The organism is Pseudomonas kuykendallii (assembly GCF_900106975.1).
Taxonomy (GTDB): Bacteria; Pseudomonadota; Gammaproteobacteria; order Pseudomonadales; family Pseudomonadaceae; genus Pseudomonas_O; species Pseudomonas_O kuykendallii.
On the sequence record NZ_FNNU01000001.1, the window covers coordinates 1,083,087 to 1,097,728 of the forward strand.

General features: G+C 67.2%; 12 protein-coding genes. All 12 read left to right on the top strand.

Annotation, left to right across the window (positions count from 1 at the left end; all coding sequences use genetic code 11):
* Positions 1–380: 380 nt before the first annotated feature.
* The 12 genes from BLV15_RS04900 to BLV15_RS04955 all read left to right on the top strand — a co-directional run bounded on the left by BLV15_RS04900 (position 381) and on the right by BLV15_RS04955 (position 14,504).
* The gene (locus BLV15_RS04900; RefSeq protein ID WP_090225227.1) at positions 381–1,490 is read left to right on the top strand and encodes an ABC transporter ATP-binding protein; all 1,110 of its coding nucleotides are present in this window, start codon (positions 381–383) and stop codon (positions 1,488–1,490) included.
* 50 nt (positions 1,491–1,540) lie between these two features.
* Entirely contained in the window at positions 1,541–2,572 is a 1,032-nt protein-coding gene (locus BLV15_RS04905) for an ABC transporter substrate-binding protein (RefSeq protein WP_090225098.1), read from the top strand.
* A 153-nt stretch (positions 2,573–2,725) separates the two neighbouring features.
* The gene (locus BLV15_RS04910) at positions 2,726–3,973 is read left to right on the top strand and encodes an ABC transporter permease (protein WP_090225099.1); all 1,248 of its coding nucleotides are present in this window, start codon (positions 2,726–2,728) and stop codon (positions 3,971–3,973) included.
* A gap of 10 nt (positions 3,974–3,983) precedes the next feature.
* Entirely contained in the window at positions 3,984–4,811 is an 828-nt protein-coding gene (locus tag BLV15_RS04915; RefSeq protein WP_090225101.1) for an ABC transporter permease, read from the top strand.
* 144 nt (positions 4,812–4,955) lie between these two features.
* Positions 4,956–6,326, top strand: a complete 1,371-nt coding sequence (locus tag BLV15_RS04920) for a sigma-54 interaction domain-containing protein (RefSeq protein ID WP_090225102.1) — start codon at positions 4,956–4,958, stop codon at positions 6,324–6,326.
* Positions 6,327–6,493: 167 nt separating this feature from the next.
* On the top strand, positions 6,494–7,642 hold the full coding sequence (locus tag BLV15_RS04925; protein WP_090225104.1) for an iron-containing alcohol dehydrogenase: 1,149 nt from the start codon (positions 6,494–6,496) through the stop codon (positions 7,640–7,642).
* An 85-nt stretch (positions 7,643–7,727) separates the two neighbouring features.
* Complete coding sequence (locus BLV15_RS04930; protein ID WP_090225106.1) at positions 7,728–9,167, top strand: hypothetical protein; 1,440 nt, start codon at positions 7,728–7,730, stop codon at positions 9,165–9,167.
* Between the two features lie 22 nt (positions 9,168–9,189).
* A complete protein-coding gene (gene gabD, locus BLV15_RS04935; protein ID WP_090225107.1) occupies positions 9,190–10,644 on the top strand; it encodes an NADP-dependent succinate-semialdehyde dehydrogenase in 1,455 nt (484 codons plus the stop codon).
* Positions 10,645–10,883: 239 nt separating this feature from the next.
* Entirely contained in the window at positions 10,884–11,558 is a 675-nt protein-coding gene (gene rpe, locus BLV15_RS04940) for a ribulose-phosphate 3-epimerase (RefSeq protein WP_090225109.1), read from the top strand.
* A complete protein-coding gene (locus BLV15_RS04945; RefSeq protein ID WP_175534284.1) occupies positions 11,555–12,241 on the top strand; it encodes a phosphoglycolate phosphatase in 687 nt (228 codons plus the stop codon). Before rpe ends, BLV15_RS04945 begins: the two co-directional genes overlap by 4 nt.
* A gap of 201 nt (positions 12,242–12,442) precedes the next feature.
* Positions 12,443–13,930: an anthranilate synthase component I gene (trpE, locus tag BLV15_RS04950; RefSeq protein ID WP_090225110.1), complete on the top strand. Its 1,488-nt coding sequence runs from the start codon at positions 12,443–12,445 to the stop codon at positions 13,928–13,930.
* A 73-nt stretch (positions 13,931–14,003) separates the two neighbouring features.
* Complete coding sequence (locus BLV15_RS04955; RefSeq protein ID WP_090225112.1) at positions 14,004–14,504, top strand: hypothetical protein; 501 nt, start codon at positions 14,004–14,006, stop codon at positions 14,502–14,504.
* Positions 14,505–14,642: the final 138 nt, after the last annotated feature.

The window sequence follows — 14,642 nt, forward strand, 5'->3', positions numbered from 1 at the left end:
AGCCCGGGGCGCGCAGCTCGGGGCGCGTAGCCGGCGCTCTTCATCCGCCGTCGCACCGCCCGGTGGATCGATGAAGCGCGATTCACCCTACGGCCTGCTCGACCGTACCAATCTGGCGGGCAGCGGTAGGGTGGGCTTCAGCCCACGCGATACGCCGATGTCCTTGTGAGAGGTGGGCTGAAGCCCACCTGCGGGAGAGCGGTGCGGCGGTGGCTGGGCGGTATTCGCCGCGCGTCGATTGTCCTTTCGTACTGTAGGGCGATGCCTACAAGGCATCTTCCGCGCGGCTGATGCGAATCTCTCCTGGCGCCCGATTTTTCCGCGCGGCGCGCTTCTCTAGTCTCTGCTCACGGCATACGACAGAGAGAAGGGTGCGGTTCATGGCCGAGATTCAAGGCAGCGACACACTGGTCAGTTTTCGCGGTGTGCAAAAGAGTTACGACGGCGAGTCGCTGATCGTCAAAGACCTCAACCTGGACATTCGCAAAGGCGAATTCCTCACCCTGCTCGGGCCGTCCGGCTCCGGCAAGACCACCAGCCTGATGATGCTGGCGGGCTTCGAGACGCCCACCAACGGCGAAATCCTCCTCGCCGGGCGCAGCCTGAACAATGTGCCGCCGCACAAGCGCGACATCGGCATGGTGTTCCAGAACTACGCGCTGTTCCCGCACATGACGGTGGCCGAGAACCTCGCGTTCCCGCTCTCGGTGCGCGGTATGAACCGCAGCGATGCCAGCGAGCGGGTCAAGCGCGCGCTGTCGATGGTGCAGCTCGACGCCTTCAGGCATCGCTACCCGGCGCAGCTCTCCGGCGGCCAGCAGCAGCGCGTGGCCCTGGCCCGCGCGCTGGTCTTCGAGCCGCAGCTGGTGCTGATGGACGAGCCGCTCGGCGCTCTGGACAAGCAGCTGCGCGAGCACATGCAGATGGAGATCAAGCACATCCACGAGCGCCTCGGTGTCACCGTGGTCTACGTGACCCACGACCAGGGCGAGGCGCTGACCATGTCCGACCGCGTGGCGGTGTTCCATCAGGGCGAGATCCAGCAGATCGCCCCGCCGCGCGAACTCTACGAATTCCCGCGCAACACCTTCGTCGCCAACTTCATCGGCGAGAACAACCGCCTGGGCGGCAAGCTGCTCAGCCGCGAGGGCGATCGCTGCACCGTTGCCCTGGCGCGCGGCGAGAAGGTCGAGGCGCTGGCGGTGAACGTCGGCGAGCCCGGCGAGCCGGTCACCCTGTCGATCCGCCCTGAGCGGGTTCGCCTGAACGGCACCAGCGAAAACTGCGCGAACCGCTTCTCCGGTCGCGTGGTGGAGTTCATCTATCTCGGCGATCACGTGCGCATCCGCCTGGAGGTCTGCGGCAACGCCGACTTCTTCGTCAAGCAGCCGATCGCCGAACTCGACCCGAGCCTGGCCGTGGGCGACGTGCTGCCGCTGGGCTGGCACGTCGAGCATGTCCGTGCCCTGGACCCGCTCGCCGCCGAGTAGCGGTGAGGCGTCACGTTTCATCCCACTAGCAGCTAGGAGAGAAGAAGAACATGTCCAACCGCCTGAAACTGACTGCCCTCGCCCTCGGCATGACCTGTGCGGCCCACGCGATGGCTACCGACCTCACGGTGATTTCCTTCGGTGGGGCGAACAAGGCCGCACAGGAAAAAGCCTTCTACGCGCCCTACCAGAGCAGTACCGGCAACAAGATCATCGCCGGCGAGTACAACGGCGAGATGGCCAAGGTGAAAGCCATGGTCGACACCAACAGCGTGTCCTGGAACCTGGTGGAAGTGGAGTCGCCGGAACTGGCCCGCGGCTGCGACGAGGGCCTCTTCGAGGAACTCGACCCGGCGCAGTTCGGCAAGACCGAAGACTTCGTTCCCGGCGCCATCCAGCCGTGCGGCGTGGGCTTCTTCGTCTGGTCTACGGTGCTCGCCTACAACGCCGACAAGCTGAAGAGCGCGCCGACCGGCTGGGCGGATTTCTGGGACACCAAGAAATTCCCCGGCAAGCGCGGCCTGCGCAAGGGCGCCAAGTACACCCTGGAATTCGCCCTGATGGCCGATGGCGCCGCCCCGGCGGACGTCTACAAGGTGCTCGCCACCAAGGAAGGCCAGGACCGCGCCTTCAAGAAACTCGACGAGATCAAGTCGAGCATCCAGTGGTGGGAAGCCGGTGCCCAGCCGCCGCAATTCCTCGCCTCCGGCGACGTGGTGATGAGTTCCGCCTACAACGGCCGCATCGCCGCCGTGCAGAAGGAGAGCAACCTGCAGGTGGTGTGGACCGGCGGCATCTACGACTTCGACGCCTGGGCTATTCCGAAAGGCGCGAAGAACCAGGACGAAGCGGCCAAGTTCATCGCCTATTCGGTGCAACCGGCGCAGCAGAAGACCTATTCGGAAAACATCGCCTACGGCCCGGCCAACACCCAGGCGGTGCCGCTGCTGAACAAGGCGCTGCTGAAGAACATGCCGACCACGCCTGAGAACATCAAGGACCAGGTCGCCATGGACGTCGCCTTCTGGGCCGACTTCGGCGAGCAACTGGAACAGCGCTTCAACGCCTGGGCCGCGAAGTAAGCGGCGAGTGCCTGCGTAGGATGGGTTGAGCTTGCGATACCCATCGTGGTGGCGGCACGGGTATCGCTGCGCTCGACCCATCCTGCAACTGCATTCCACGCCGGCGGTTCGCGCCGCCGGCGTCATTCATCGCGCAAACCCTGTGGAGTAACCATGGCCATCGCCGTACCCCTGACCGAGGCCACCGGGCCAACCCTGAAGCAGCGCCTGGCGCGTGCCGAGCGGATGAACCGCCTGAAATCCCAGGCGCTGATCCTGCCGCTGCTGATCTTTCTGCTGCTGACCTTCCTGGTGCCGATGGGCGCGCTGCTCTACCGCAGCCTGAGCAACCCGGAAGTGGTCGGCGCACTGCCGCGCACCGTCGAGGCCATCGCCAGCTGGGACGGCAAGGCGCTGCCCGATGAGCCGGTCTACCAGGCACTGGCCGCCGACCTCGCCGAGGCGCGGAAGAACCAGACCATCGGCGATCTTTCCAAACGCCTGAATATGGAGCTGGCCGGCTACCGCAGCCTGATGGCGAAGACCGCCCGCGCGCTGCCGCTCAAGAACGAACCGGCCTCCTACAAGGACGCCCTCGAGGCGCTCGACGAGCGCTGGGGCGACCCGGCCTACTGGCAGGCGATCCGTCGCAACGCCAGCAGCCTGACCCCGTTCTACCTGCTCGCCGCCGTCGATCACCGCATCGACGACCTCGGCGAAGTGGCACCGGCGACGCCGGACCAGGCGATCTACCTGGACATCTTCGCGCGGACCTTCTGGATGGGCGCGGTGATCACCGCGATCTGCCTGGCGCTGGCCTATCCGCTGGCTTACCTGCTGGCCAACCTGCCGACGCGCACCAGCAACCTGCTGATGATCCTCGTGCTGCTGCCGTTCTGGACCTCGATCCTGGTGCGCGTTGCCGCCTGGATCGTGCTGTTGCAGTCGGGTGGGCTGATCAACGGCGCGCTGCTCAAGCTGGGCCTGATCGATCAGCCGCTGCAACTGGTGTTCAACCGTACCGGCGTGTACATCGCCATGGTCCACATCATGCTGCCGTTCATGATCCTGCCGATCTACAGCGTGATGAAGGGCATCTCGCCGACCTACATGCGCGCAGCCATTTCGCTGGGCTGCCACCCGTTCGCCAGCTTCTGGCGGGTGTACTTCCCGCAGACGGTCGCCGGTATCGGCGCCGGCTGCCTGCTGGTGTTCATCCTGTCCATCGGCTACTACATCACCCCGGCGCTGCTCGGCAGCCCGAACGACCAGATGGTCAGCTACTTCGTCGCCTTCTTCACCAACAGCACCATCAACTGGGGCATGGCCACGGCGCTCGGCGGCCTGCTGCTGTTCGCCACGCTGATCCTGTACGTCGTCTACAGCTGGCTGGTCGGCGCCGGCCGCCTGCGCCTGGGCTGAGGAGAGAGAAATGCTGAGTCCCTACATGTCCCCCGTCGAGCGCGTCTGGTTCTACACCCTGCGCCTGCTCTGCGGCCTGGTGCTGCTGTTCCTGATCCTGCCGGTGCTGGTGATCATCCCGCTGTCGTTCAACGCCGGGACCTTCCTGGTCTATCCGCTGCAGGGCTTCTCGCTGCGCTGGTACGCCGATTTCTTCGGTTCCAGCGAGTGGATGCGCGCGCTCTCCAACAGCCTGATCGTGGCGCCGGCGGCGACCCTGCTGGCGATGCTCTTCGGCACCCTGGCGGCGATCGGCCTGACCCGCGGCGAGTTTCGCGGCAAGGCGCTGGTGATGAGCCTGCTGATCTCGCCGATGGTGGTGCCGGTGGTGATCGTCGGTGTCTCCAGCTACCTGTTCTTCGCCCCGCTCGGGCTGGGCAACAGCTACCTGTCGCTGATCCTGGTGCATGCGGTGCTGGGCGTGCCCTTCGTCATCATCACGGTGTCGGCGACCCTGCAGGGCTTCAACCAGAACCTGGTGCGTGCCGCCGCCAGCCTCGGCGCCTCGCCGCTCACCGCGTTCCGCCGGGTGACCCTGCCGCTGATCGCGCCGGGGGTGATCAGCGGTGCACTGTTCGCCTTCGCCACCTCGTTCGACGAAGTGGTGGTGACGCTGTTCCTCGCCGGCCCCGAGCAGGCCACGCTGCCACGGCAGATGTTCAGCGGCATCCGCGAGAACCTCTCGCCGACCATCGCCGCGGCGGCGACCCTGCTGATCGGCTTCTCGGTGGTGCTGCTCCTGACGCTGGAATGGCTGCGCGGGCGCAGCGAGAAACTGCGCACGGCGGTCGCCGAGTAGCGCTTTGTGCTCGGTGCGCGCGGCGCACCCTACGGCAGGCCCGCGGCGCGAGCGGGTAGGGTGCGCCGTGCGCACTGCGTGTCTACTGCTCGCTTCGGCCGGTACACTCTGCGGCTTTTCCGCCCGCCCGGCAGGAGAGGCCGCATGGACCTCAACGATCCCAGTTTCGAAGAGTTGCTCGACGCCCTGCACGACGGCGTCTACATCACCGACGCCGCCGGCACCACGCTGAAGATCAACCGTGCCTACCAGCGCCTGACCGGGCTGAGCAGCGACGAGCTGGTCGGCCGCAACATGCAGGACCTGGTGCGCGAGGGCGTGATCTCGCAATCCGCTTCCCTGCGCGTGCTCAAGGAAGGCAAGCCGTTCTCGGTGATGCAGAGCCTGGGCAACGGCAAGCAACTGCTGGTCAGCGCCTCGCCGATCCTCGAGGCCGACCGGCGCATCCGCTACGTGGTCAGCGCGGTGCGCGACATGACCGAGCTGCTGCGCATGAAGCACGAGCGGGACGAGTTGCAGCAGCTCAAGCAGTTGCGCAGCAGCACCGCGCAGTTGCACGCCGGGCCGCGCGACGACCTGCTGCACTCGCCGCTGGTGGCCAGCCAGGAGGTCGCCGGCGCGGTTTTCGCGTTGGCCCGGCAGGTTGCCGCCAGTGACGTGAAAGTGCTGCTGCAGGGCGAGACCGGGGTCGGCAAGACGCTGGTCGCACAGTTCATCCACAACGCCAGCGCGCGCGCCGCCGAACCCTTCCTCTCGCTGAACTGCGGCGCGCTGCCCGAGCATCTGGTCGAGGCCGAACTGTTCGGCTACGCGCCCGGTGCCTTCACCGGCGCCTCGGCGAAGGGCAAGCGCGGCCTGCTGGAGCTGGCCAACGGCGGCACCCTGTTCCTCGACGAGATCGGCGACCTGCCGCTGGCGTTGCAGGTGAAGCTGCTCAAGGTGCTGGAGGAGAACCGCTTCATTCCGGTCGGCGGCCTGGAGCTGAAGGAAGTCGACGTGCGCGTGATCACCGCCACCCACCGCGACCTGCGGCGGATGGTGGCCGAGGGCGGCTTTCGCGCCGACCTGTTCTACCGGCTCAACGTGGTGCCCATCGGCATTCCGCCGCTGCGTGAGCGCCGCGAGGAGATCCGCCCGCTGCTCGACTACTACCTGGAACACTTCAACGCACGGCATCGGCGCGCGCTGCAGTGGAGCCTGGAGGCGCTCGACCTGCTGCTCGACTACCCCTGGCCGGGAAACATCCGCGAGCTGATCAACGTCGTCGAGCGCCTGGTGGTGACCTGCGCCGGCGCGCACATCGAGACCCTCGACCTGCCGGAGGAATGCCGCGCGGGGCTGCTGCCGGCCGAGGGCGCCGACCTCGACCTGCGGCGCATCGTCGAGCGTGCCGAGCGGCTGGCGATCCGCCAGGCGCTGCAGCGCCACAAGACCACCCGGCTGGCGGCCAAGGCGCTGGGCGTGAGCCAGGCGACGGTGGTGCAGAAGATGAAACGCTGGGAGCGCAGCGATTAGCTTTTCAATCAATGCCCGCTTCGGCGAGTAGAAAACCAATCATGCCCCTGCGTTCGCGAGGGGCTTGAGAGGGCTGCACGCCAGGCGCAGTGCGGTCTGCGACAATCTGGCACAGCTTTGGCAATGGTCGGCGTCCACCTCCCATAACGAACAACAAGGTGAAGCCGATGACCATCGCCGCATTCAAGATCGCCAACAAGCTGCTGACCGGGCGCGCCGCCGTCGAGCAGCTGGATGCCGAACTGACCCGCCTGAACATCCACAACCCGCTGATCGTCACCGACGCCATCCTCGTGCAGTCGGGCACCGTCGACCAGGTGCTCGGCCAGCTCGGCGGGCGCCGCTACGGCGTCTTCGATCAGGTCAAGCCCGAGCCGGAAATCGCCATCGTCGAAGACTGCACCCAGGCCTATCGCCAGGGCGGCCACGACGGGCTGATCGGCGTCGGCGGCGGCAGCGCCATCGACATCGCCAAGAGCGTCGCCGCCTACGCCGGCCACGAGGGCAAACTGGAAGAACTCTTCGGCGTCGACCAGGTGAAGCGCAAGGGCCCGCCGCTGATCGCCATCCCGACCACCGCCGGCACCGGCTCGGAAGTCACCAACGTGGCGATCCTTTCCGACAAGCAGGCGCAGTTGAAGAAGGGCATCGTCTCCGACTACCTGCTGCCCGACGTGGCGCTGGTCAGCCCGCTGATGACCCTGACCTGCCCGCGCGGCGTGACCGCGGCCAGCGGCGTCGATGCGCTGGTGCACGCGATCGAGTCCTACCTGTCGCTGAACGCCTCGCCGATCACCGATTCGCTGGCCATCGGCGCGATCAAGCTGATCGCCAAGTCGCTGCCCAAGGCCTACGCCAACCCCAACGACATCCAGGCCCGCGAAGACATGGCCACCGCCAGCCTGATGGCCGGGATGGCCTTCGGCAACGCCGGCGTCGGTGCCGTGCACGCGCTGGCCTACCCGCTGGGCGGCCGCTTCAACATCGCCCACGGGGTGAGCAACGCGCTGCTGCTGCCCTACGTGATGGCCTGGAACAAGCTGGCCTGCGTCGAGCGCTTCCGTGACATCGCCGAAGCCATGGGCGAGCCGGTGGCCGGGCTGTCCGACCTCGACGCCGCCGAGCGTGCGGTGCAGGCGATGGCCGCGCTGTGCGCCGCGGTGGAGATTCCCAAGGGCATGCGCGCCTTCGGCGTACCCGAGGATGCGATCCCGCAGATGGCCGAAGAGGCCAGCAAGATCGACCGGCTGATGCGCAACAACCCGCGCAAGTTCAACGCTCGCGACATCGAGCAGATCTACCGCGCCGCCTACTGATACCGCGTAACCCCAGGGCGCCGCTGCGTTCGCTACGCCGCGGCGTCGCCCAGCACTTGCCAATAATCAATAACAAGGTGTTCACATGTCCTCGCAGAATACGCTGACCGAGTCGCCGTACATCCCGCTCGGGCCGTTCAAGGTCCGTTTGCCGTTCATCCATTACAAGTTCGAGATGCCGGACTACCTCCAGGGCCTGCTGATGTGCGCGGTCGACCTCGCGGCGATCCCGCTGATGACCGAGATCCTCGGCATGCCCTTCGAGGCGGCGCTGGCCGTGGTCATGCTCAACGGCCTGCTGTACCTGCTCCACCACCTGCTCGGCGACCCCGTGGTACCGGGCTGGATCACCCCGGCCGTGCCGCTGCTGATGGCCTTCTGCGCGCAGTTCCCGATGGGCCCGGAGCGGGTGCACGCATTGATCGCCTTCCAGATGATGCTCGGGTTGCTCTCCATCGTGCTCGGCGCCACGGGAATGGCGAGCAAGGTGATCGGCTTCATTCCGGCGGCGATCAAATCGGGGATCATCATCGGCGCCGGCCTTTCGGCGGTGACGTCGGTGTTCGCCGTCGGCGGCAAGTTCGATACCTTCCCGTGGACCATCTCGATCGCCATCGGCGTGGCCTTCTACCTGATCTTTTCCCAGCACTTCCAGCAGCTGAAGGTGCGCAACCTGTTCTGGTGGAACTTCGCCAAGCTCGGCATCCTGCCGATCATCCTGCTCGCGGTGGTCATCGCGCCGCTGTTCGGTGAAGCGCACTGGCCGCAGATCCAGTGGGGCCTGAGCAAGCCGGACTTCGCCACCTTGTGGAACGAATACACCATCTTCGGCCTAGGCCTGCCCTCGCTGAGCATGTTCGTCACCACCATCCCCACCGTGCTGGCCGTGTACATCATCGTCTTCGGCGACGTGCTCTCGGCCAAGGCATTGCTGGACGACGCCGAGCGCAGCCGCGGCGACGAGAAGGTCGACTACGACGCCAACCGTTCGCACCTGATCTTCGGCGCGCGCAACGCGCTGATGAGCGTGATCGGCCCGGACGTGGCCATGTGCGGCCCGAAATGGGCGGCGATGCTGGTGGTGATCACCGAGCGCTTCAAGGGCGGCCCGAAGGCGATGAAATCGATCTACGGCGGCTGCGGCTCGTTCCGCTGGGGCACCAACACCGGCCTGCTGCTGTTGCCGGTGGTGACCCTGGTGCAGCCGATCCTCGGCGTTGCCCTGGCGCTGACGCTGCTGATCCAGGGCTACGTCAGCGTGCGCCTGGGCATCATGGAGGCGCGCAGCCAGCGTGACCTGGGCATCGCCGGGGTGATCGCCGCGGTACTTGCGATCAAGGGCGCCAGCTGGGCGTTCGCCATCGGCATCGTGCTCTGCCTGCTCATCTACGGCCGCCATTTCTTCACCGGCGAAAACGACGGCACCTTCGCCAAGGACCTCGACAGCGCCGACCTCGACACCTCGCCGCTGCCGGATGCCGATACCGCCGAGCCGCCGCACGCCATCCCGGTTCAAAACCACTGAGCCGCGCTTTCGGGAGAACCGCATGCAACTCAATGACTCCAGCCTGCTGCGCCAGCAGGCCTATCTGAACGGCGAATGGTGCGAAGCCGATGCCGGCGAGCGCACCGAAATCCTCAACCCGGCGGATGCCTCGCCGGTGGGCTCGGTGCCGAACATGGGCGGCTCCGAAACCCGCCGCGCGGTTCTCGCCGCCCAGGCCGCGCAACCGGCCTGGCGCAAGCTCACCGCCAAGGAGCGCTCGCTCAAGCTGCGCCGCTGGGGCCAGCTGATGCTGGAAAACCAGGAAGACCTGGCGCGCATCATGACCGCCGAGCAGGGCAAGCCGCTCAGCGAGGCGCGCGGTGAAGTGCTCTACGCCGCGTCCTTCCTCGAGTGGTTCGCCGAGGAAGCCAAGCGCGTCTACGGCGACACCATTCCCGGCCACCAGCCGGACAAGCGCATCATCGTCACCAAGGAGCCGGTGGGCGTCACCGCGGCGATCACGCCGTGGAACTTCCCGGCGGCGATGATCACCCGCAAGGTCGGCCCGGCGCTGGCCGCGGGCTGCGCGATGGTGCTCAAGCCGGCGCCGCAGACGCCGTTCAGCGCCCTGGCGCTGGCCGAGCTGGCGCAACGCGCGGGCATTCCGGCCGGGCTGTTCAGCGTGATCACCGCCGACGCGCAGCGCTCGCGCGAGGTCGGCGCCGAGCTGTGCGCCAACCCGATCGTGCGCAAGCTGTCGTTCACCGGCTCCACCGGCGTCGGCATCAAGCTGATGGAGCAGTGCGCGCCGACCCTGAAGAAGCTCTCGCTGGAGCTGGGCGGCAACGCACCCTTCATCGTCTTCGACGACGCCGACCTGGACGCGGCGGTGGAAGGGGCGATGATCTCCAAGTACCGCAACGCCGGGCAGACCTGCGTCTGCGCCAACCGCATCTACGTGCAGGCCGGCGTCTACGACGCTTTCGCCGAAAAACTGGCCGCCGCGGTTTCGCGCCTGGTGGTCGGCGACGGCACCCGCGAGGGGGTCACCACCGGTCCGCTGATCGACGCCAACGCGGTGGCCAAGGTGCAGCGCCATCTGGCCGATGCCACTGCCAAGGGCGCGCGGATACTGGCCGGCGGCAAGGCGCTGGGCGGCAACTTCTTCGAGCCGACCATCCTCACCGGCGTCACCGCGCAGATGGACGTGGCCCGCGAGGAAACCTTCGGCCCGCTGGCGCCGCTGTTCCGCTTCGATGACGAGGCCGACGTGGTACGCCAGGCCAACGACACCGAGTTCGGCCTGGCGGCGTACTTCTACGCCCGCGACCTGTCGCGCGTGTTCCGTGTCGCCGAGGCGCTGGAGTACGGCATGGTCGGCATCAACACCGGGCTGATCTCCACCGAGGTCGCGCCGTTCGGCGGCATGAAGTCCTCCGGCCTTGGCCGCGAAGGCTCCAAATACGGCCTCGATGAGTACCTGGAGATCAAGTACCTCTGCCTGGGCGGTATCTGAAACGTCGGTCATGGTGCGCATGGCGCACCCTACGCTCGTCCGTAGGGTGCGCCATGCGCACCGCGAGGTGGCGCACGACGTTTGCGCTCCCGCACCGAAGCCTGGGTATCGGTGCGCGCGGCGCACCCTACGTTGGAGTCTGCGTTCCGTTGGGGGCGCCCTGCGCACCGTCGGCCTACGTCTGTCCGGGCGGAGCGGGTACAATGCGCGCCTTCCGTGACGAGCCCAGCAGGTGCCCCATGCAACCCTACGCCATCGCCCCGTCGATCCTTTCCGCCGACTTCGCCCGCCTGGGCGAAGACGTCGACAAGGTGCTCGCCGCCGGTGCCGACATCGTTCACTTCGATGTGATGGACAACCACTACGTGCCCAACCTGACCATCGGCCCGATGGTCTGCGCGGCGCTGCGTAAGTACGGCGTCACCGCGCCGATCGACGCGCACCTGATGGTCAAGCCGGTGGACCGCATCATCGGCGACTTCATCGAGGCTGGCGCCAGCTACATCACCTTCCACCCGGAAGCCTCCGAGCACGTCGACCGTTCGCTGCAACTGATCAAGAGCGGCGGCGCCAAGGCCGGCCTGGTGTTCAACCCGGCGACCTCGCTGGACGCGCTGAAGTACGTGATGGACAAGGTCGACATGATCCTGCTGATGAGCGTGAACCCCGGCTTCGGCGGGCAGAAGTTCATCCCCGGCACGCTGGACAAGCTGCGCGAAGCGCGCGCGCTGATCGACGCCAGCGGCCGCGACATCCGCCTGGAGATCGACGGTGGGGTGAACGTCGCCAACATCCGCGAGATCGCCGCCGCCGGCGCCGACACCTTCGTCGCCGGTTCGGCGATCTTCAGCCAGCCCGACTACAAGACGGTGATCGACGCGATGCGCGCCGAGCTTGCCCAGGCCCGCGGATGAACGGACTGCAGCGGCTGTTTCCCGAGGCGCTGCCGCGCCTGGTGATGTTCGACCTGGACGGCACGCTGGTCGACTCGGTGCCCGACCTCGCCGCCGCCATCGACGCCATGCTACTGCAGCTCGGCCGCGCGCCGGCCGGCATCGTGCGGGTGCGCGACTGGATCGGCAACGGCGCGCCGGTGCTGGTGCGCCGCGCCCTGGCCGGGCAGATGGATCACGCCGGCGTCGATGCCGGCGAGGCCGAGCATGCGCTGGGGCTGTTCATGCAGGCCTATGCCGGCGGCCACGCGCTGACCACCGTCTATCCCGGCGTGGCGCCCACTCTGGCCTGGCTCAAGGCGCAGGGCGTGACGCTGGCGGTGATCACCAACAAGCCCGAGCGCTTCGTCGAACCGTTGCTTGATGAGCTCGGCCTGGGCAGCCATTTCCGCTGGATCGTCGGCGGCGACACGCTGCCCCGGCAGAAACCCGACCCGGCCGGCCTGCTGCATGTGCTGCGCCTGGCCGAGGTCGAGCCGGCGCAGGCGCTGTTCGTCGGCGATTCGCGCAACGACATCCGCGCGGCGCGCGCGGCGGGGGTGGCCTGCATCGGCCTGCGCTACGGCTACAACCACGGCGAGCCGATCGAGAACGAAAACCCGGACCTGGTGCTGGATGACCTGCGCGAACTGCTGCCGAGTTGATTCGCCCAGGGCCCTGCGCTAACGTGGCCGCTCGTTTCAATCCCCCCGCCTTGCGAGATCAGAACGTGGTGGTCACCGGCAAACTCTGGATGAAAGTGATCAAGGCTCTGGCCCGTTGGCGCTGGCGCGCCTGATCCGTTCCGGCCGGTCCTTCCGGCGTTTGCTGCGACCTTCTTACCTAGTTTTGCCACGAGACTGATCATGACCCGCGAAGAATTCCTGCGTCTGGCCGCTGCCGGCTATAACCGCATTCCCCTGGCCTTCGAAACCCTGGCCGACTTCGACACGCCGCTGTCGCTGTACCTGAAGCTGGCCGATGCGCCGCACTCCTACCTGCTGGAGTCCGTGCAGGGCGGCGAGAAATGGGGCCGCTACTCGATCATCGGCCTGCCGTGCCGCACCGTACTGCGCGCCCACGGCAACCAGGTCCGGGTCAGCGAGGACGGCCGCGAGGTCGAGGCGCTGGAAAGCGACGACCCGTTGGCCTTCGTCGAGCAGTTCAAGGCGCGCTACCGGGTGCCGACGCTGCCCAACCTGCCGCGCTTCGACGGCGGACTGGTCGGCTACTTCGGCTACGACAGCGTGCGCTACGTGGAGAAGAAGCTCGCCCACTGCCCGAATCCCGACCCGCTGGGCACGCCGGACATCCTGCTGATGGTTTCCGACGCGGTGGTGGTGTTCGACAACCTGGCCGGCAAGCTGCACGCCATCGTGCTGGTCGATCCGGCCGAGGAGGGTGCCTACGAGAAGGGCCTGGAGCGCCTGAAGGTCCTGCGCGCCACGCTGCGCCAGCCGATCGCGCCGCGCCTGGGGCTGGACTTCAACGCCGCCGCCGGCAGCGAGCCGGAATTCCGCTCCAGCTTCAGCCGCGACGACTACGAGCGCGCGGTGGGTGCCATCAAGGACTACATCCTCGCCGGCGACTGTATGCAGGTGGTGATCTCGCAGCGCATGTCGATCCCGTTCAAGGCCGCGCCGATCGACCTGTACCGCGCGCTGCGCTGCTTCAACCCGACGCCGTACATGTACTTCTTCAACTTCGGCGACTTCCACGTGGTCGGCAGCTCGCCGGAGGTGCTGGTGCGCGTCGAGGATGGCCTGGTCACCGTGCGCCCGATCGCCGGCACCCGCCCGCGCGGCGCCAACGAGGAAGCGGACCTCGCCCTGGAGAAGGACCTACTCTCCGACGCCAAGGAGGTCGCCGAGCACCTGATGCTCATCGACCTCGGCCGCAACGACGTCGGCCGCGTTTCCGACACCGGCACGGTGAAGGTCACCGAGAAGATGGTGATCGAGCGCTACTCCAACGTCATGCACATCGTCTCCAACGTCACCGGCCAACTGAAGGGCAGCATGAGCGCGATGGACGCGCTGCGCGCGATCCTGCCGGCCGGCACCCTGTCCGGCGCGCCGAAGGTGCGTGCCATGCAGATCATCGACGAGCTGGAGCCGGTCAAACGTGGCGTCTACGGCGGCGCGGTCGGCTACCTGGCGTGGAACGGCAACATGGACACCGCCATCGCCATCCGTACCGCGGTGATCAAGGACGGCGAGCTGCACGTGCAGGCCGGCGCCGGGATCGTCGCCGACTCGGTGCCCGCACTGGAATGGGAGGAGACGCTGAACAAGCGCCGCGCCATGTTCCGCGCCGTCGCCCTGGCCGAACAAAGCGTCGACGACGGCGTCTGATTCGGGGAAGGGGCCAGGGTTTCGCCACTACCGGCGGAACCTCCCGGCCCCCGTATCGACAAGGACTCAGACGATGCGAAAGACACCCCCGCTCCGCACCCTGTTTTTTCTCTTCGCCGCCGCGCTCCTGCTCGGCGGGTGCGCGTCCACACCCATTGCCCACTCGCCTGCGCCGATCAGCGAGGGCGAAGCGCGCCAGGTGATCGAGCAGGTGGTGCGCGCCAATCGCCCCGGCCTGCGCGCCGACGCCCTGGAATTCACCCAGACCTACCTATGGTTCGGCAACGGCATCATCGCGCCGGTCACCGGCTTCGGCTCGGCGGCCTCGCTGGGTTCGGCGGCGCTGGCCTCGGACGTCGCCGGCGCGGAGCCGGCGGACAGCGAACGCCTGTATTTCGGCAACCTCGGCGAGGCGCGACTGCTCGGCGGCGCGCGGAACTACGAGGTCCTGCTGATCAATACCGACGGCGCCGCGCTGAACGCCTTCCAGGTGGAAAACCGCGTCCAGGGCGAACGCTTCATCGATGCCCTGTACTTCTTCCGCGACCGCGCGCGCGCCGTTCAGGACGCCTGATGAGCGTGTCGCGGCGGTCCGTTCGCCCACGGCGTTATTGCAGCGAAGGCCCCGGCTGGGCTACTGTGCGGGCAGCTCAATCCGAGACAAGCCCGTGACATCCAGCACCCTCCTGATGCGAGTCATCAAAGCCCACGC